This window comes from Calothrix anomala FACHB-343 (genome assembly GCF_014696435.1).
GTDB lineage: Bacteria > Cyanobacteriota > Cyanobacteriia > Cyanobacteriales > Nostocaceae > Aulosira > Aulosira anomala_A.
Genome location: NZ_JACJQG010000035.1, coordinates 41,097 through 58,892, shown reverse-complemented (window position 1 = coordinate 58,892; position 17,796 = coordinate 41,097). Strand labels below are relative to the sequence as shown.

The window sequence follows — 17,796 nt, the reverse complement described above, 5'->3', positions numbered from 1 at the left end:
CTAATCTCATTATGAAGAAATCAGGCGATCCAGGTACAGCCTGCCAACTGACATTATTTGCACTGGAAACTGTGGCGACGGCTGACTGTGGTAAAGTTGACCACAAAAATAGTCATAAGGTAGATAATTCCTTCTCTGATGCTCCTGAATTACCACTTGCCCAGGAGCATTTTATTAAGCCGGGGGATTGGGTGCAGCTTTCGCCTGACTGGATGAAAAAATGCGAAGCCGCGACCAAGGGCAGTTTCAAAAAAGACTATCAGTTTAAATCTGAAAAAGACTTGATTTGTCAGGTAACCTGGGTAGACCCTAGAGCCAATGGCAACATTGCAGTCAGCCGCAATGGCTGGTTATATGTTCCTCATGGCTGTTTCACCGTTCTGGAACAGGATACACAGGAAGTCTTACCCATAGTTGAATACTTGGAGAAAATCGGGGGCGTAGGCGTAGCCCGCCGAAGGCATCGCCAATTCGATGTTCTGGAACGTGATACCAAAAATGCTGTTCCAGAACATAAAACCCCAGGATTTGGATCTACTACTGGCGTTCCAGAACACACTCAATGGGTGGAAGAGTACAGACCATCAACTCGTAAAGCCAATTCTTACTATCGCTACTGCTATAAGCAAAGCCGGAAGATTAAGCATATTCATATACCCGGCGGGAATACGCGATCGCACTTGGCTCAAAATCGCAAAGTTGAGGTTGAAAGTGCGATCGCATCTGGTAACTCACCGGGGGAGATTAAGCATCTAATTCAGTCATGGAGCGGAACCAATGAATAACAAACCCAAGAAAAAAACCCAAGTATATAAAACCGGACAAGTTCAGGAGCATGAAATTGATCTGATTTTTGAAGAAATAGAATGCCCAACCTGTGGTGGTGGCGGTGAAGTGGTGGAAGAATGGGAAGGAAACGAATATAGAGAAGAATGTAGCGATTGTGGGGGTTCAGGAGTTTTCTACGTCTCAATGGACTAACGCCTTTTGCGATCGCACTCCACCCAGCGCCGGAACTCGTTGAAAATTTCCCAGCGTACACCAGCAGTCATTTCACTTTCATGATTAATCCGGCGCTTGTGTTGGCGACGCTTAATTTTTAAAAACTCGGTTATTAATTGCTCTACTGGGTCAACGCCTAAATCTACAGTCCTGGCATAATCCATAACCGGCTGTTCCAGAACAATCGGGACGCGAATTGTTTTGGTTTTTCCATGATGCCAACTGCTACCAGTTGGCCAACTGGTGCTAGTTCTTCCACCCATAACCAGCCTCAACTGCCATGTGACACGGCAATTTTACCACCCCATGCCCAATGCCCCATGCCCATAAAAAATGCGATCGCGTTTCTTTGGAATCAGGGCGTGTAGAAGTGCGATCGCGTTTGTGAATAACCAACAATGAGTTAAAACTCATGGGTCAATCCTAAGCGACGGCGGAAGTAATGCAGCTTCATATTCATCCCAAACCCGGTCAGCGATACCTTCTAGAGATTTTGCTAGGGTTTCGGGGTTGTCCATATCGCCGTTGAGTATTTGGCCAATTAGGTAACCAAGGGAAAGTATCAAATCGGTTTTGTTGATCATAGAGTTGCGATCGCCCCCAAAACTTGGTCTTCAGTAGTGTCAATGTACAGTTGAAGACTTTGTAAACTAGAATGCCCCGTAATTTGTTTAATCACAGGTAAAGCTATTCCACTGCGAGATAACTGAGTAGCAGTAGAGCGCCGGAAACTGTGAGTGCTGTAACCCATATCATCCAACCCAGCTTTTTTAATCGCCCGCCGCAAAGCATCATCAGCAGACTGAAACTGCAAATGAGTACCTTCAATCAACCCAGGAAATAAAAAATCATCATAATCCGGCTGTATTTCCTGCCAGTAGGCTTGTAAATGTTGTTTAAGCGTTTCACTGACTGGTATTTGTCGGGTCTTCTTAGTTTTAGTAGAACCTTTCTCATAAGTAATCTTGTCAAACGGTTTACCAGTACGGAAATAAACATCAGATGTTTTCAGCTTGCAAACCTCACCCATCCTGGCAGCAGTCCAATAACACAGCCGAAAAATCATCCGGTGATTCTTGCCCGGAGTCAGCAGCAAAATTTTTTCATAATCTTTTTTAGAAAAAACACTAGCTTGACCATGACCGTTGACTTTCATAACTCATATACAACTTTTACTATTTAGCAAATAAAATCAGGTATATAGCTTAATTAGCTATTAATTAATAATTCATCAAGTATAGACACAGCAAGCATCACAGCCCCTCAGTAAATCTACAGCTTTTAGGTAAAAGATGTAGATTTACTATTTTTTTGATTGCTCTTATAAAAGAATTTAAAGAGTTTCAATCATCATCAAAATGGCAGAACCAACATTAACAGACGTTTTCGGTGCTAACGCCACACAAACCAGCACTACCATCACAATTACAAAAGCAGACCTACCAGGACTAACAGCAGGAAGTAACAATACTGCTGAAAGTTTACTAATAGCAATTTTATTAAAAGCGCAAACACCTTTATCACAAACAAACTTTGAAAGTAATTTAGACCAGAGTATTTATATTGCAAATGGCTTCCCAAGTTTTGCTTTTAGGGGAACAAACAACGACCAATACAGAGTTGACCAACTAACAATTAACGCTGCAAAACCAGATACAACAAGCACAATTGATCCAGATGATTACTAAATATGGCGATAGGGCATTTAGAAGGAATTGTTGGTGTAGGGGCAACAGGAACTTATGAATTCAGAGAATTACCAAGTACTGACATACCTCCTAATTCATCTGGACAATACATTGTTACCTACCAAGCTTGGGTTTTCTTCGCTGGAGAAACTGCTTACAAAGTTTTTGTAAACGGCATTGAACCTAATCCCGGATGGGGTTTTAGATACGGTACTGCTGCATGGATTTTAGATCCTTTTAAATATGATTGTATTAACGGTGCTTGCATTCCCAGCAGTACCTATAATACGCCGGGAATTTACCAATCATTATCAGAATGTGAAATTGCTTGCGGTACGGGATGCAATGGCAAGTGTATCTCCAATGCTGAATGGTCAAAAATTGAAGGATTGTCCAGTCAATTGAGAAACAAAAATTGTAGTTAGCAGGATAAATTAAATGAGTGCTTCCAGCACAATAAATAATTTGCAACAAGCCTTAAATTGTGCTGGCAAGTGCGACTGTTGTTCCAACTTACAGCAACAGATTAATGCTTTAAGAGCCGAAATATCTGCATTAAAAAATCAAAGTTCAAATGTAGACGAATATGCCAGAAGAACAGCAAAACAAGCACTAGCAGAAGCTTATCGCGCTTCTGGGCAAGCACTTGCTGCAATGGGTGAAGCCGAAAACATTCGCGCCGAATTAAAAGAACTCAAAGCGATTCTCACAGCGGCCGCGGCGGCTGCGGCAATTGCGGCCGCCGCCTTAGCTGCTGCTGGGACTGCGGCTGCCACTGCTGCTAGTGCTGCAACCACAGCATCGACAGCCTTGGGTCGCATAGCTTCAGTTTTAGACAAAATTGATAGGCTACTGAGCATCATTGACACAATTTTGTTTTTAAAACAGGTAGTCCAAGAAATCCAATCCGGTCAATTGTCACTAGAAACTACTGTTAATGGTTTGCAAATGGCTGTTGGCTTTTTACGAAATCGTGCAGCTACACCAGGCCCGGCGGGTAGAGCCGGACGAGATGGACTTAACGGTAGAGCCGGACGAGATGGACGTGACGGTAGAACCGGACGGGACGGACGTAACGGACGAGATGGACAGCGCGGTTTACCTGGACGTGATGGTAGAGCAGCGCCACCCGGACGCGATGGCAGACCAGCATTACCCGGACGTGATGGTAGAAATGGCATTGATGGCAAACCAGGACTACCAGGACGGGACGCAAGACCAGCATTACCCGGACGTGACGGTAGAAATGGCGTTGACGGAAGACAAGGAATACCAGGACGGGACGGGCGTAACGGCGTTGACGGTCGCAACGGACTAAATGGACGGGATGGGCAGCAAGGTAAAAACGGCGTTGACGGTCGCAACGGACTAAACGGACGGGATGGGCAGCAAGGTAGAAACGGCGTTGATGGTCAAGACGGCAGAACCGTAACCATTGAAGTAACCAAAGTCGAAACCATCATGAGAGAAATTAAGGTTCCTGGGCCAGCGCCCATAGTGATACATGGCAAAGATGGACGTAACGGTTTAGCTGGTCGCAACGGCGTTGATGGACGTAACGGTTTGGCTGGTCGCAACGGCGTTGATGGGCGTAACGGTCGCGATGCTATTCCCTTAAAACCTTATCCCATCCCAAGAAACGGAATTGATGGTCGCAATGGAACCGATGGCAGAAATGGCGTTGACGGGCGTAACGGTTTACGCGGCTTACCTGGGACAAATGGGCGTAACGGTACTGATGGGCGTAATGGAACCGATGGCAGAAACGGAATTGACGGACGTAACGGGGTTGACGGTCGCAATGGAACCGATGGCAGAAATGGTGTTGACGGTCGCAATGGAACCGATGGCAGAAATGGCGTTGACGGGCGTAACGGTTTACGCGGCTTACCTGGGACAAATGGGCGTAATGGCATTAACGGCCGCAATGGCACTGACGGACGTAACGGTACTGACGGGCGCAATGGCACTGATGGCAGAAATGGTGTTGACGGTCGCAATGGCATCAATGGACGCAATGGTACTGACGGACGCAATGGCGTTGACGGACGTAATGGCGTTGATGGACGTAATGGCGTTGATGGGCGTAACGGTGTTGGCGTTGATGGACGTAATGGTGTTGATGGCAAACCAGGTGAGGATGCGGATGTGAAATTTATTCCTGTTCAAGTTCCTGTTTGCCAATGTACTAAGAATGAACAAGGTGAATGGGAAGTTAAAAGAGTTACTGAAACTGTTAAAGCCATAGCTAACAAGACTGGTACAGCAAGTAATTCGTCAACAATCATCGGCGAATATGAGGAATTATTTAAAGCTAATTCTGAACTTTGTTTAGCTAAAAATAAAGAATTTGAAGCTTATTTATCTGTACCTGATTATTGGCAGACTCGCACCCGTCAAAGACCTCAATTAGCTATTCAATATGCAGAGAATTTAGGCAACGGAAAAATAGGTAGAAGCCGATGGACTTTGATACTACCCCACTACAGGTATAACCAAAATCACAGTCCTAATTTCCCCGACTATGAGAAAGGTAGATACAGAGGTATTCAGACATTAAATGATAATTCTAAAATTATTGTCTGGTGTAAAACTGAATCTGAGTGTTTACGAGTATTAAGAGCGCTATTGCTATATGTAGAACCGGATTATTTAAAAGGTATTAAATCACCAGAAACTACTAATTCTAATGAGAATTATAAAGAAGTTTCAGTAACTCCTACACTCTGTCAATTCTTCCCCACAGGTCAAAAAGATACTGTGCCAACTTGGACTAAAAAGTTAAGAGATAAAAAATGAGGATAGTAGAACTTGATACTGTTTTTGTTGTTAATGGTAGGTTAGCCGTTAAATTAATTACGTTTGCTAGACTTATACATTATTCAGAAAAGTATCTGTTACAGTTAATTAAAAAGCTCTTAAAAAAGAGAATTAAAATAGCCTTTAAATGGAAGAGAAACTGGTATATATTTCTTCCATCTACTTCAATAAAATCAATTATTCAAAATAGAGACAATACTATTACTGATAGTGGTAATGATGGAGATAGTGCAATTACCCCATCAGGGAATAGTATTAATACTGACTGGAGTGCAGCTATTGATGAACTACCACCAGCAGTAAATACGGTTTTGGAGCGAACTAGTTTTAGTACCACTGTTGTTAATAATCGGCTTGTAATTCCTACTCCATCATCTGAGTTGCTGTCTTTGACATTAACCCCAAAGACAGTAACTCAGTTTATTCCCCCCAATTTGGGGATGTTTCCGGCTATGACTGATTACAAGTACGGCTATTACATTTATTACGACGAGGACAAGATGTCTACTTTTGATCCAGGTACTTCCGGAACTTTAAAATCTACTCAATTACCTGCTGCTTTTTTTGAAATTTGTAGAGCGTTGGATGCTGCTGAAAATTCTCGCAATGGTGCTAACCCAGGACTGACACCTAGACGTAATATTTCGACTACAGTCAGTTTTGATACGGGAACAATTGCTGTAGCAGCAACTTTACCTGTAACAACTTCTATTGGTGCTGGTGGCGCAATTGATATTGTTGTATCTGATTATTTAGGTTCTACCTATTCAACCTTTGCTAATGGTGGTGGTGACTTAGCCTCAGATACATTACCAGAAGCACTATTAGAAATGGCAAGCTTGCTTGCAGCAGCAGAAAAAGCGGTAACTCCAGCAGAAAATCAGCCTAATAATATTCAAATTCAGTTTGATTTAGAAACTGGAAGTGCAACTATTTCAGGTAACTTACCATTTACCACCTCAGCCGCAACCAATGGTGATGTTACTGTTCATGCCATTGATTATCTCTAAATCTAATTAATGACTATCCACAACTTATTAATAGATAGGTAGGTAATTAGATGGCAGGTAAAAAATTAGGCCCTAGGGCTACTGTTTTGTTTAAATCTGGTACTGGACAAGGTGCTGGCGCAAAATCTCAGTATGTTTATATGTTGCGCTCAGTCGCCGAAAAACTTGGATTTAAAATTGTCCAAGAGGCGACAATTACCCGTAAACCGTCCAAAACTAGCAAGGGTAAGAAAGACGTTAAAGTCGCCGTTCGTGGTTCTGTTGGCGCAAAACGTATTAAAGTGCCCCTACCAGGTACTAACAGCAGCGCTGCATCAAAAAAAGGCGTTGCAGTTAAATACTTGAGTGTTCCAGTTCCCGCTAGCGCTAATATTTCTGACATTAAGAAATTTTTACAAGGTGCTAGTAAGAAGCCGACTAGTTTTGTTAGTCCCAACGGACGGACATATTCACTCGTTACAAAGTGATGATTGAAACACAGCTAGTGTTTAAGAATGAGTATAGGCTGGATTTAAGACAAATTCAGTCTATTCTTTTTCCTTACGTATTTGATAGCAGCGATACTAATTTAATTATTAGCGTTCAAGCAAATCCTACCCGAAATTATAGAAGTGCTGGACGTATAGAACGCATTTTGATTGATTATCCGGGTAGGGTAATCTCTGGCTCTTATATAGTCGGCTTCAGTAATCAAGAAATCGAACTCCCGCCTAAGGGTAGGTTTAAATTAGAATTTTTTCCTAATACTTATTTAGGAAGAACAACAATTAGCATTAAAAAAATATTGTCTTTTGAAGCAGATGAAAATTGATGTTAATAATGCAATTACTGTTATCTCTGGACTGCTTTTAATCATCGGCGCAATTTATCGACTTTCTCAAGTCGAGTCAAATATCAACGCCAAAATTACCAAAGTTGAAACCAGCATTTTAACAACGATGGATCAGCTTGAAGATAAACTGGCCATTCGGTTTCACGATACCGAGAAGAAATTAGATATCCATCTAACTGAATATTCTGAGAAAAAAGTATTTCTCGATTATCGGCTTAACGCCACAGATAAAGCGATTGAGCATAAATTCAACCGCCTTGCAAACTGGATTAAGCAAATAACTGGCTTCCTTGGTAAGGAGTCTAATTTTCAGATCCGCGATGACCAGTTTTAACTCTCTGGGGATTCTATTGTGCCGGATTTAGGGCGATCGCAGTTATCTTCATCTGTGTTCCTTTAGGTTTCCCAGAAACGTAACTATAATGACAAGGCTAAGATATGGGGACAGAACATGGCTAAAACAAATTCCTTTGCAATTCTGGCACCTGTTCCGGAGATGCACTTGCTATCTGCATTGGAAACAATGGAAAAGCTAGAAAACGAACTCAGCGATGAAACAATTAAAGTCGCTTTTGGTAGCATGGCTTTTGAAGTCTTCCGTAAAGCCGATGAATTACGGGGAGATAAAGAAGTAGAAGTATTAATTTACGCTTCTAACTGTGTTAATCAACCGCTAAACTCAGAAGCTGCTTGGCAAGGTTTATATATTGGTCATGGAAATTCGCGCAATGGTAGATATGCAGGTAAATCTCAGTTTCGTCCGCCATCGACTGCAACAGATAAACCTACTTGGGCAATTTTTTGGGAAGTCAAAGAGTTAAAACCGTTAAAAGCACCCATCCCTGTAGCTGCTTTAAAAGTTTTAGGTAAAAAAACTAACTTTACCTCTCGCTTCATTCCCGAAGGGCCGTTACTGATTGAATATTATTAATTTTTGTAACTAATTTTCCTCGCTGCCATCTTCACTCTTGGGGAATTCAAAATTTTACAATTCAAAATTGAAGACCCCCATTGATATTTTTGTATCCGCAAAATTGCTCATTGACAAAAGCAGATTAATTAGCAAATCTGCAAATGTTAATTTATCCTTTAATTTTTTGGATTAATCGCAGTTTTATGTATTACGAAAAAAGCGATCGCTCTTGCCAAAAGTTTTGAAGAGCGATCGCCATTAATATGATTAAGGGGTGGACAATTGCCCGCCCCAGAGATTTAGATATCGGTTTCGCTCAATTCGCGAGTGATATGGTCAAATGGCTCATCAACAAAGGCGGTATTAGCCACGCCTGCTGCTGCTACTTGTGCCTTGACGATATCCTTCATAATTTGTACGCCGCGTACTGTAGGGCCGATGGGTACGCCTAAAGAATTGTAAGTTTCGCGCAACCCTTGTAGTACCCGCTCATCCAATACATTGGTATTGCCAGCCACTAGCGCGTATGTAGCATAGCGCAAGTAGTAATCCATATCGCGCAGACAAGCTGCATAACGACGAGTTGTATAAGCATTCCCGCTAGGGCGAATCAACTCTGGCAATTCTTCAAATAATTTAGCACCAGACTGCTTGACAATTGCAGCTGCATTGGAATTGATTGCTCCCGCAGCTTGAACTCTTGCAGTACCACTATCAAAGTAGGATTTAAGGCTGTCGAGCGCATTCCGGTCAAAATACCGTCCAACTACGTCATAATTCTTAATTAAAGTTGTTACTGCATCGCGCATTCTGGTTTCTCCCAATCAATACTATCTATGGTTTGATATTTATTTGGCTGCTTTTATGCACAGTCATTTTTTGTGCCAATTACAATATAGATTTCGGCACAAAACAATCTATCCGCTACTTAAGGATTTTATGCCAAAGTTGCCCCCTATGAGATGATATGTTTGAGTTTTGTACAGATGTTACAGAAAGGTTAAATAACTCGGAAACTAAAAGAACTGTAACAAAAACTACAAATTTTCTTAATCTCCTATCATTAGGATATTCCAGGTGTGTCACAATTGGGTTCATCTCAGCAGGGTCAGCAAGCTTTGAAGATTCTAGGTTGAGTTTATTTAATTGGCAGAGAAGGAGTAACAATGACAACCCCACAAGAAGTCTTGAAAAGAATTCAAGACGAAAAAATTCAGATGATTGATCTCAAATTCATCGATGCACCAGGGACATGGCAGCACCTCACTGTGTACCATAACCAAATCGATGAGAGTTCATTCACTGATGGTGTACCTTTCGACGGTTCCAGTATTCGGGGTTGGAAAGGCATCGAAGAGTCAGACATGACAATGGTTCTCGATCCAAACACTGCCTGGATCGATCCATTCATGAAAGAGCCAACACTAAGTATAATTTGTAGCATTAAAGAACCTCGCACAGGCGAATGGTATAATCGCTGTCCCCGCGTTATTGCTCAAAAAGCCGTAGACTACTTAGTTTCTACAGGACTTGGTGACACAGCCTTCTTTGGCCCTGAAGCCGAATTTTTCATTTTTGATGATGTCCGTTATGACCAAACCGCTAACGAAGGCTACTACCATGTAGATTCTGTAGAAGGTCGTTGGAACACAGGTAGAAAAGAAAGTCCCAACTTAGGTTATAAAACACGCTTCAAAGAAGGCTACTTCCCAGTACCGCCCACTGATAGCTTCCAAGATATCCGTACAGAAATGCTGTTAACAATGGCAGCTTGCGGCGTACCCATTGAAAAGCAGCACCACGAAGTTGCCACCGGTGGTCAATGCGAACTGGGTTTTAGATTTGGTAAGCTAATCGAAGCAGCAGACTGGCTGATGACTTACAAATATGTCATCAAGAACGTTGCCAGAAAATATGGTAAAACCGTCACCTTTATGCCAAAACCCATTTTTGGTGATAACGGTTCGGGTATGCACTGTCACCAGTCTATCTGGAAAGATGGTAAACCCCTATTTGGCGGTGATAAATATGCTGGTTTGAGCGAAATGGCACTGTATTACATCGGTGGTATCCTCAAACACGCACCAGCATTATTGGGAATCACCAACCCCACCACCAACTCTTACAAGCGTCTAGTACCTGGTTATGAAGCACCAGTTAACTTGGCTTACTCCCAAGGTAACCGTTCTGCTTCTGTGCGGATTCCTCTGTCTGGTAATAACCCCAAAGCCAAGCGTTTAGAGTTCCGTTGTCCAGACGCTACCTCTAACCCTTACTTAGCGTTTGCTGCTATGCTTTGTGCTGGTATTGATGGTATCAAAAATAAAATCCATCCCGGCGAACCTTTAGATAAGAACATCTATGAACTATCTCCAGAAGAACTGGCGAAGATTCCTTCTACGCCCGGTTCTCTAGATTTAGCATTGTCAGCGCTGGAAAACGATCATGCTTTCTTAACAGATACTGGTGTATTCACAGAAGACTTTATCCAAAACTGGATTGAGTACAAGCTAGTTAACGAAGTTAAGCAGTTACAACTACGTCCTCATCCTTACGAATTTTATCTGTACTACGATTGCTAATTTTGATAACTAGCATCAGCAGGCATCAGGAAAGAAAGCTGAAGAGATAAGTTTTCTACCTTTTGCAACTGAATATTTCTTGCTGCTAATTTTTAAGCCACCCCTGAGGGTGGCTTTTTTTTTAAGTTAATCGTTATCAGGATGCAAAACCCCCTTTCAAATTAAGGGGGTTTTGATTAAAGCTGAGACACCTGATTTATCAGTCATGGTGTATTTGTTTCTCCTTGAACTCAGCTAAATTACACTTCCAACCTAACTCATACCAGCGTGGCTACTGCCATAAAGTGTACGCGAAGCTTGGTCTACTTTACCTTGAATAGGATTCCAATAATGAGACATTTCTTCAGGAAGACCAAGTTCTTGTGCGCTACGCATCAGCATCGATTGTTGACGTTTCTTTACTTCTTGATATTGACGCACCATAATTGCACGAGATTTTTCTTCAATAGACATAACCTAGTCCTCTCTATTTTTTAGTTATAAATAATTGGTTTCGTCTTTCTTTTAATTAATATAGCAAACAATTCTGTAACAACAGCTACAAAATAGATTTTTGCAACAAAACTTAACAATAAATATTACTTTATCGCGGAAGAAAACTATATGGCATCAGCCGCAAATGCTTATTATGCATAGGCATCTAGCTTCAGGATGTTCTCCAAAAAGATATAAGCCTGTCTTAAGGTCAATTGCTGGTTTATTACAGTTATTTATATTTGAGGGGGAAATTCTCAGAAAGTCCAAAACCGTAATTTCTGGGAAATTGCCGATGAGTTGATTCTCGAGAAGGCAGGGATTTTACTGAGAAGTAAGATTCTCCAGCTTGCTGCTGTTTGATCAAAGGTAACTAAGTTACCATCAAAAGCAGATGAAAACATAGTTAACAAAAGTTAATCCAACTATGACAGTTATCTATCCCAGAAAATCTCCGAACGGAATGAGCGCGCGCGATATTCTCAAAAGAGTAGTAAGCGATCGCGAATTGCATTTAATTATCCTCAACCGCTACCGATACAGCGAACAACGCAGTTGCAAAGACTTGACAGAGGTAATTGAACAGCTAGATGGACAGCCCAAGGAACTGATTAAAGATTTATCACACCATATATCTGATGAAGCGCGTCATGCTATGTGGCTGACAGATTTGCTGGTAGATTTAGGGGCAGATATTGGCAAACCACCAGGGACTTCTTATATCGACGAATTCGATCGCCTCATAGATCGAGACTACTTCAATACCAAAACTGACTTAGAAGACGCTGTAATTTCTGGGTTAGCAGCGATTAACATTACCGAAAAGCGTGGTTGTGAGTATTTCTCTGCTCACATATATGCATTAAAACAAGCACCACAAACTGAAGAAAATCTTAAAATTCGCGAAACCATAGAAAGGATTTTGCCAGAGGAAGCCGGACATGTGCGCTGGGGTAATCGTTGGTTAGCACAAATAGCAGATAAAAGCCCAGAACATCGGCAAAAAGTTGAGCAAGCCAAGTGCAAGTATGCAGCAATTGAACAAGCGGCTTTTGAGTCTGGGATGGATATTACCTTAGGTGCAGAACTGCGACGAGTTGCTAAGTTAATGGATGTGGCTAATACTATGCCTGTATGGCAACGTCCCCAATACCTAATGGAACGGTTACCACAAACATTGCTAGCACCGGAATTGCAATTCACAAGGCTTCAAGTTGCCCAAAAAGCATGGGAACGAGATCCTCAAGCATTTATGGAGAAATTTGTGCCCATGTTCCTCAATGGCGTTCAAAATAGGGGTTAGGGGTTAGGAAGAAGGACAAGGAGGACAAGGGAGACAAGGGGGACAATTGTACAGACGCGATTAATCGCGTCTCTATGACCATTGACTATTGAGCATTGAATAATCAAGAAAATTTTCGCTACTTCAGTCTTGGTAAATTCAACTAAAGAAAATATTTGTACTTAGGGAACTCCAAAAAATAAATTATGCCAACTCGTAGGGGCGGGGTTACGCCCACCTGTGTCAACTTAAGTATCTCTGACTTACCCAACAGATCGCCCACAGGCTGTAAGCCTGGGGCTAACGTTACAAAGCCCACCTGCGTGGGCTAGATTTTCTTAGCCCACGCAGGTAAGCTCATGTTCAATTAGCCGCACCCTTCGAGGGTGACGGCGGTTTATTGGGTAAGCGAGGGGCTGGGAGTGAGGGCGAAACCTCTTCACCAAGTGGGTTTCGCGTTAAGTTGACACCAATGGGTTACCCCGCCCCTACGAGTTGCGGATTTGGTAAGTTAATGATTGGAATATTTTTTTATTTGCAAGTCCCTGATAGCTGTAGCCAGAGAGATTAAGACATCAAGCTAAAATAAAACCCGGTTAACAGTCAACGGTCAACAGTCAACTTTCAGCAGCCATATCTGCAAACTTGGCTGGAAACCTACAGCTGAGATACTTTAAAAAAAATAAACAGTCTATGAATCTGGAGGGCAGACAAGATAAAGTTAGACGCAGTATTACGTCCAGAATCAGGTTCAAAGTAAATTTAGAAGAAAGTTTATGGAGATGTATAATTAGCGCGTCTCCTATTTAATCGTATATAAACATAACGTTAAAGCTGGCCGAATTTCTGTATTTCTGTACCCTGATAAGGAGCATATGTGGCAAAAATCGAAACAAGATAGTGCAATATTCCGTTTGGCATTACTGCTGGCTGTGGGTACTATGCCTATGGCTGTAAATCTTTTAGTACCAAAACAGATACTGGCACAATCTGCAACTGATGCTCCCGCTTTTCCCTTACCAACAACAGTAGAAAATGGGACTACAGTGCGGATTGATGGCTCAAGTGCCTTGAATGCAATCAACCAAAACCTCAAACAAAGTTTTGAACAGCAATTTTCTGGATCGAAGGTTGAAGTTCAAGCGAATGGTACTAAGGCGGCACTGAAAGCTGTACTAGATGGTAGTGTAGATATCGCCGCATTAGGTCGTGGCTTGACGAAAGAAGAACGGGCACAAGGTTTAGAGCAAGTGCGCTTGTACCGAGAAAAAATAGCGGTGATTGTCGGTGCGGACAATCCTTTTAAAGGTGGCTTGAGTAGTAGAGAATTTGCGCGGATTTTCCGAGGAAGAATTACAGATTGGTCGGAAGTTGGCGGTGTTAAGGGTAAAATCCGTCTGATCGATCGTCCGACAACTAGCGACACTCGCAATACTTTTCGGACTTATCCAGCCTTTAAGGCGGCTACTTTTGCTACAGGTTCTACAGCAACTCAAGTGACTGATGATAATACTGTAGAAATTGTCAAACAATTGGGTAATGACGGAATTAGCTATGCCTTAGCTAATCAAGTATCGCAAATACCTGGCGTGCGGGTTGTCCCCATAGATAAAGCTACGCCCACAGAAGAAAAATATGTCTTTTCCCAACCTTTAGTTTACGTCTACAAGAAAAATCCCAGCCTTGGCGCGGCTAGTTTTTTAGGCTTTGCGATCGCACCTCCAGGACAGCAAGCCATCGAAACAGCCAGAACATCAGAAGCCGCCGCGATCGCTCAAGGACAATTACCTACATTAGCTACCGCGAACGCCCCAACACCAGAAGCGACAACGGTTGCAACTAATACCTCACCTGTATCTGAGGCGACAACTACCACCGCCGATGCAAATACAACTGCTGCGCCTAACGAGTCATCAGTAAATTCTGCTGCGAGTAACAATGGCACTTTACCAACGCCATTGTTAATTCTATTACCTTTGTTGTTACTGGGTGGTTTAGGTAGCTGGTTTGTGTTTTCCCGCAAAAAACCCTCGCCAGAAGCGGAAACAGCAGATAAAGATGTAGAATCAGTACCGACTGCACCACCATCACAACCGATATCTCTAAATACATCGACTGAGGATGTTAGTATTAATGATGACAATGCTTGGGATGCAGAAGCCCCAGCAGCAGTTGTAAATACTTCCTATCCCCACATACCAGAAGCCCCAGCAACTAACAGCGATTTAGCCAAAGAGGAAGAACCATCTCTAGGTACTGAGAATTCTGGGCAGCAAGTAGTAGCATCGGATATTCAAAACGCGGCAGAAGAACAACCGCCGTTAGAGTCTAATAATGTAGATGCGATCGCCACAATTGGCGGTGCCGCTTTAGGAGGTGCAGCCATAGCAGCTGGTGTTGCTGATACAGTAGCAAATTCTACCGAGCAAAATACTTCTATCGGTAACAGCAATTATGCTATCTGGGATGCACCAGAGTCTGAATTACCTGTGATGGATACAGCAGGGACAATTCCCACAGATGTAACCGCACAGACAGCAGACGAAAATTTACCCGTGATTGAAACAGCAGGGACAATTCCCGATGTTGCGGATGTGACGGAACAGACAGCAGGTGAAGATTTACCGATAATTGAAACAGCCGCCACAATTCCCGATGTTGGGGATGTGACGGAACAGACAGCAGATGAAGATTTACCTGTCATTGAAACAGCCGCGACAATCCCAGATTTACCAGACATTCCCGAACAGATAACAGATGTAGACTTACCCGTAATTGACACAGATGCGACTATACATGATGTAGCAGATGTGACGGAACAAACAGCAGATGTAGATTTACCTGTCATTGAGACAGCCGCGACAATTCCCGATACAGCTGATGTTCAAGACTTAGCATTAGATGCGGTTGCAGACGCAGCAGAATCATTCCCTGACGATACAGAAGAAGAAATCATCGAAATCGTCTCAAATTTCCCAGAACAAACAGATGAAACATCTGCAAATGCACCAGAAGATGTATCTCTGGGTAACTTAGGCGCATTAGCTGGTGGCGCAGCAGTAGCAGCTGGTGTAGGAATTGGCGCTTGGGCATCAATTTCTGGCAATAATCCAGATGTGGAAGTTAATGATAATATCAGCGATGCACCAGTAGAGACAGCAGAAGTTAGTGCAGCGACAAATGGTAATGTCAAGGATAGCGTTAACCTCAGACCCCATACACCGAAATGGGCTTATGCATCTTGGCACATTTCTGACAATGAAAAACAAGCAATAGAAGATGCTGATTCCCGGTTAGCGCTGCGACTGTACGATGTGACTGATATCGATTTGAGTTATCAGACTCCCCATTTGGTGCAGCAATATGAATGTGACGATACAGCACAGGATCGCTTTATAGCCATTCCCGCAAGCGATCGCAATTACTTCGCCGAAATTGGCTATGTCACAACAGGCGATCGCTGGGTGAAAATTGCCCATTCCCCGACTGTGCGTGTATTTAGCAACCCCGCTTTACCCGGTGAAGATAATGATGATGATTTAGCCGATAATCTCCAAGACAGTATTACCTTCACACATCAAAGCGCAAAATCGGCTCAAGTCTCATGGCAAATTTCTGATGTCAACAAGCAAGTATTGCAACAATCAGGTCGTCAATTAAGCTTGCGGTTGTATGATGTCACGGGAATCGATCTCAGCTACCAAACCCCGCAGTTTATCCAGCAATATGAATTTGATTCCGCAACCGAAAGTAGCGTCATCGAAATTCCTGTGAGCGATCGCAATTACATCGCCGAAATTGGCTATGCTGCAGATGGCGAAAATTGGATAGCGATCGCGCGATCGCAAACCGTGCGCTTTTTCAGTCCAGTTGGTACAGAAGATCCAGAAAATGCTGGCTTACTAGAGACAGATCGCGAACCGATAGAAAGTACTATTACACTCACACCCCGCACAGCCAAATGGGCTTATGTGACTTGGTACTTTGCGGAAACTGAACAGCAACTATTAAATAATAGTGGAATTTCCCAACTGACAATTAAGCTGTACGATGTCACCCATCTCGACTTGAGTTATCAACATCCCCAGCTAGTACAACAGTACGATTGTGAGGTATTTTCAGGCGATCGCTTTGTCGCCATTCCCAACAGCGATAGAGACTACATCGTCGAAATTGGCTATCAACAAGAAAGCGAACCTTGGGTAACGCTAGCACGTTCTAGCACTGTGCGTGTCTTCAGCCGTCCCTATCCTGATTTTTGGTTTGTCGCCGACGCAGAAATCATTATTCACGGCGCAACCGAACCAGACGCAACCGTCAACATCGCCGGACATCCCATCAAACTCAAGCCAGATGGTACTTTCCATTTCCGCATTCCCTATTCTGACAGCTTAATCGAATATCTAATGACAGCAACTTCTGCTAACGGACAGCAGACTAGAAGCATTCATAAGAAATTCTCCCAAGATAATCCAGAAGTATAGGGCATGGGGCATGGGGCATTGGGCATTGGGGAGCCAGTCGCGTGGGCGGGTTTCCCGACTTGAGCGAACTGGCGTCATGGGAAAGACAGATTCACAAGGTATTCCTCATCAAAAAATTGCTCGCCCCTAACCCCTAACCCCTAATACAACCTTCCCCCACCAGGCTAAAACTCTGGCTGGGGGATTCTTATACTAATTTAAATAGGGTTTACGGCACATCAAAAATATTCTAGAGGGCATGGCAATGCCCAATGCCCCATGCCCAATGCCCCATGCCCAATGCCCAATGCCCCATTCCAATTTTCCCTTTAGCTAATTTAGATATGGATGTACAATACAAATAAAGGTGAATAGACTGCTCAAGCGCTTCAGTCACAGTCCTCTGAACGCCTTGAATCTGCGTGTTCTGTGCAAAACTAACAGTCAATTTGATTGGATAAATAGCAGTCTACTCATAAATATTGGGGAAATTTTGTTAAATCTAACTTGACAATATGTCATAAATTTCAGATATTGCACTGCAAATCTGCACCACCACCAGCGATCAGGTTTATTAGCAGCAATTAACAGTATGGTATTTACTGTTAGGATAGCAGGTGCATAAATAAACCAAGCAGGAGAGATATCTGAAATCTAAAAAGATAATAACGAATTGCCCTTTACAGGAATTTACCTAACTTTGCGGTAAGTAGTGGCAAATCTACAACAC

19 protein-coding genes are annotated in these 17,796 nt (G+C 42.7%); 13 read left to right on the top strand and 6 right to left on the bottom strand.

The annotated features are described in order from the left end of the window. Positions 1 to 11 precede the first annotated feature (11 nt). Both H6G08_RS20025 and H6G08_RS20020 read left to right on the top strand, forming a co-directional pair. A complete protein-coding gene (locus tag H6G08_RS20025; RefSeq protein WP_190546088.1) occupies positions 12 to 785 on the top strand; it encodes a hypothetical protein in 774 nt (257 codons plus the stop codon). Continuing rightward, the gene (locus H6G08_RS20020; RefSeq protein WP_190546086.1) at positions 778 to 981 is read left to right on the top strand and encodes a hypothetical protein; all 204 of its coding nucleotides are present in this window, start codon (positions 778 to 780) and stop codon (positions 979 to 981) included. The genes H6G08_RS20025 and H6G08_RS20020 overlap by 8 nt, the downstream gene beginning before the upstream one ends. On the opposite strand, the gene H6G08_RS20015 is transcribed toward H6G08_RS20020, so the two are convergent. The 4 genes from H6G08_RS20015 to H6G08_RS20000 are packed head-to-tail and all read right to left on the bottom strand — an operon-like array spanning position 978 to position 2,158. Then, complete coding sequence (locus H6G08_RS20015; RefSeq protein ID WP_190546085.1) at positions 978 to 1,265, bottom strand: hypothetical protein; 288 nt, start codon at positions 1,263 to 1,265, stop codon at positions 978 to 980. The two genes, H6G08_RS20020 and H6G08_RS20015, sit on opposite strands and share 4 nt — an antisense overlap. Next, positions 1,249 to 1,416 (bottom strand): hypothetical protein, encoded by a 168-nt coding sequence (locus tag H6G08_RS20010; RefSeq protein WP_190546082.1) that lies wholly within the window; start codon positions 1,414 to 1,416, stop codon positions 1,249 to 1,251. Before H6G08_RS20010 ends, H6G08_RS20015 begins: the two co-directional genes overlap by 17 nt. Continuing rightward, a complete protein-coding gene (locus H6G08_RS20005; RefSeq protein ID WP_190546080.1) occupies positions 1,413 to 1,586 on the bottom strand; it encodes a hypothetical protein in 174 nt (57 codons plus the stop codon). Before H6G08_RS20005 ends, H6G08_RS20010 begins: the two co-directional genes overlap by 4 nt. Then, positions 1,583 to 2,158 (bottom strand): tyrosine-type recombinase/integrase, encoded by a 576-nt coding sequence (locus tag H6G08_RS20000; RefSeq protein WP_190546078.1) that lies wholly within the window; start codon positions 2,156 to 2,158, stop codon positions 1,583 to 1,585. The genes H6G08_RS20005 and H6G08_RS20000 overlap by 4 nt, the downstream gene beginning before the upstream one ends. A 202-nt stretch (positions 2,159 to 2,360) precedes the next feature. Here H6G08_RS20000 and H6G08_RS19995 point away from each other — a divergent pair, with 202 nt between their 5' ends. From H6G08_RS19995 to H6G08_RS19960, 8 genes are all read left to right on the top strand, one after another. Further along, entirely contained in the window at positions 2,361 to 2,690 is a 330-nt protein-coding gene (locus tag H6G08_RS19995) for a hypothetical protein (protein ID WP_190546076.1), read from the top strand. A gap of 2 nt (positions 2,691 to 2,692) precedes the next feature. Then, positions 2,693 to 3,115, top strand: a complete 423-nt coding sequence (locus H6G08_RS19990) for a hypothetical protein (RefSeq protein WP_190546074.1) — start codon at positions 2,693 to 2,695, stop codon at positions 3,113 to 3,115. Between the two features lie 13 nt (positions 3,116 to 3,128). Then, positions 3,129 to 5,489: a collagen-like domain-containing protein gene (locus tag H6G08_RS19985; RefSeq protein WP_190546072.1), complete on the top strand. Its 2,361-nt coding sequence runs from the start codon at positions 3,129 to 3,131 to the stop codon at positions 5,487 to 5,489. Next, complete coding sequence (locus H6G08_RS19980) at positions 5,486 to 6,520, top strand: hypothetical protein (protein WP_190546071.1); 1,035 nt, start codon at positions 5,486 to 5,488, stop codon at positions 6,518 to 6,520. Before H6G08_RS19985 ends, H6G08_RS19980 begins: the two co-directional genes overlap by 4 nt. A gap of 50 nt (positions 6,521 to 6,570) precedes the next feature. Next, entirely contained in the window at positions 6,571 to 6,987 is a 417-nt protein-coding gene (locus H6G08_RS19975; RefSeq protein ID WP_190546068.1) for a hypothetical protein, read from the top strand. Further along, on the top strand, positions 6,987 to 7,331 hold the full coding sequence (locus tag H6G08_RS19970) for a hypothetical protein (RefSeq protein ID WP_190546149.1): 345 nt from the start codon (positions 6,987 to 6,989) through the stop codon (positions 7,329 to 7,331). Before H6G08_RS19975 ends, H6G08_RS19970 begins: the two co-directional genes overlap by 1 nt. Next, a complete protein-coding gene (locus H6G08_RS19965; protein WP_190546066.1) occupies positions 7,321 to 7,686 on the top strand; it encodes a hypothetical protein in 366 nt (121 codons plus the stop codon). Before H6G08_RS19970 ends, H6G08_RS19965 begins: the two co-directional genes overlap by 11 nt. 117 nt (positions 7,687 to 7,803) lie before the next feature. After that, positions 7,804 to 8,283: a hypothetical protein gene (locus tag H6G08_RS19960; protein WP_190546064.1), complete on the top strand. Its 480-nt coding sequence runs from the start codon at positions 7,804 to 7,806 to the stop codon at positions 8,281 to 8,283. Between the two features lie 281 nt (positions 8,284 to 8,564). Here H6G08_RS19960 and apcB read toward each other — a convergent pair whose 3' ends face one another. Beyond that, positions 8,565 to 9,074: an allophycocyanin subunit beta gene (apcB, locus tag H6G08_RS19955; RefSeq protein ID WP_190546062.1), complete on the bottom strand. Its 510-nt coding sequence runs from the start codon at positions 9,072 to 9,074 to the stop codon at positions 8,565 to 8,567. A gap of 357 nt (positions 9,075 to 9,431) precedes the next feature. Here apcB and glnA point away from each other — a divergent pair, with 357 nt between their 5' ends. Beyond that, entirely contained in the window at positions 9,432 to 10,847 is a 1,416-nt protein-coding gene (gene glnA, locus H6G08_RS19950) for a type I glutamate--ammonia ligase (protein WP_190546060.1), read from the top strand. 252 nt (positions 10,848 to 11,099) lie between these two features. Here the strand turns inward: glnA and gifA are convergent, their stop codons facing one another. Then, positions 11,100 to 11,300, bottom strand: coding sequence for a glutamine synthetase inactivation factor IF7A (gifA, locus tag H6G08_RS19945; RefSeq protein WP_096642359.1), 201 nt, complete (start codon positions 11,298 to 11,300; stop codon positions 11,100 to 11,102). Positions 11,301 to 11,748: 448 nt separating this feature from the next. On the opposite strand from gifA, the gene H6G08_RS19940 reads away from it, so the two are divergent. Further along, entirely contained in the window at positions 11,749 to 12,624 is an 876-nt protein-coding gene (locus H6G08_RS19940; protein WP_190546058.1) for a ferritin-like domain-containing protein, read from the top strand. 854 nt (positions 12,625 to 13,478) lie between these two features. Next, entirely contained in the window at positions 13,479 to 17,087 is a 3,609-nt protein-coding gene (locus tag H6G08_RS19935; protein WP_190546056.1) for a DUF4912 domain-containing protein, read from the top strand. Positions 17,088 to 17,796 lie beyond the last annotated feature (709 nt).